The sequence below is a fragment of the Methanobrevibacter oralis genome, from assembly GCF_001639275.1.
In the GTDB taxonomy this organism is placed as follows: Archaea; Methanobacteriota; Methanobacteria; order Methanobacteriales; family Methanobacteriaceae; genus Methanocatella; species Methanocatella oralis.
On the sequence record NZ_LWMU01000008.1, the window covers coordinates 1 to 1,011 of the forward strand.

The following is a 1,011-nucleotide window of genomic DNA, read 5'->3' on the forward strand; positions in this document are numbered from 1 at the left end:
GGTTATTGAGTATCATGATCCTCATTGTAAGCATTGTTTTTCTCATGATGTTATTAAAAAATCTTATAATCGGCGTAAAATTTATTTAGAAAATGGAGTTAGTGTTATTATTAAAGTCAAGCGATATCTTTGTAAGAAATGTAGGAAATATAGTCAAGTAAGGCTTAATGGAATTTATGAAGATTTTTGTAATTTTTCAACTAAAATGAAAAACAAGGCAATTGAGTTGCGAAAAAGAGGTTGGGATTCATTAAGAAATCTTTCTTGGATATTTAATGTTTTTAATAGCATTGATATGTCATATGAAACGATTAGAAAATCTCTTTTAACTTTCGATGGATTGTATTATGTTAACACTGATATGAAATTTTCAGGCTATGCTGCTTATGACTGTACAGTGGATTATGAATTGAGCGAAAATGGTATTATAGACATATATTATTTGATTTAATTAATCGAATGCCTATTGCAGAGTTAATTAGTGAAAAAGAAGATTTTGCAACAACAAAAAATTTTATAAAAAATAGCATCAAAGCAACAGAGTCCATTGCAATTGTAACGGATTTAAAACCATGGATATGATAAAATAATGAGAGAAATTGGATTTGATCACCAACATTGCACATTTCACTTATTATTAAATATCAATGAAGAACTTAGAGAAGAACTAAAGCAAATACGCAAAGAATATGAAAGCAATCTAAAAAAACAAAACCCTAAGCTCTCAGAAACACAAATCAAAAAACAATCCAAAAACATGGATAAACAACTACAAAATAGAAATCAACGAATATTTAAGCATATTTTACAATATTATTCAAAAAAGAAACCTATGAAGAAGCAATAGAATACATTAATTTCCTAAAAGAAAAATTAATAAACTTTCCACCAATTCTAGCAAAATACTTAAAGAAAAAATTCTTCCCAGAATACAAAAAATACATACACTTCCTTAAAAAAAGACACAAAGGAAAACTAGACTGTACTAACAATCAAATAGAAAATTACATT

The 1,011-nt window shown here is 26.7% G+C and carries 3 protein-coding genes; all 3 read left to right on the top strand.

All coding sequences use genetic code 11. The features are described 5' to 3' along the window. Positions 1 to 451: hypothetical protein (locus MBORA_RS10730; RefSeq protein ID WP_169805449.1), on the top strand; the 451-nt coding region annotated here is incomplete at its 5' end. 8 nt (positions 452 to 459) lie between these two features. After that, entirely contained in the window at positions 460 to 582 is a 123-nt protein-coding gene (locus MBORA_RS11270; protein ID WP_269801113.1) for a hypothetical protein, read from the top strand. Positions 583 to 589: 7 nt separating this feature from the next. Continuing rightward, positions 590 to 847, top strand: coding sequence for a hypothetical protein (locus MBORA_RS00070; protein WP_063720053.1), 258 nt, complete (start codon positions 590 to 592; stop codon positions 845 to 847). The last annotated feature ends 164 nt before the right edge of the window (positions 848 to 1,011 follow it).

Coding starts and splice junctions, on each gene's coding strand:
- MBORA_RS00070 (WP_063720053.1), top strand. CDS start 590: ATGAGAGAAATTGGATTTGATCACCAACATTGCACATTTCACTTATTA.
- MBORA_RS11270 (WP_269801113.1), top strand. CDS start 460: ATGCCTATTGCAGAGTTAATTAGTGAAAAAGAAGATTTTGCAACAACA.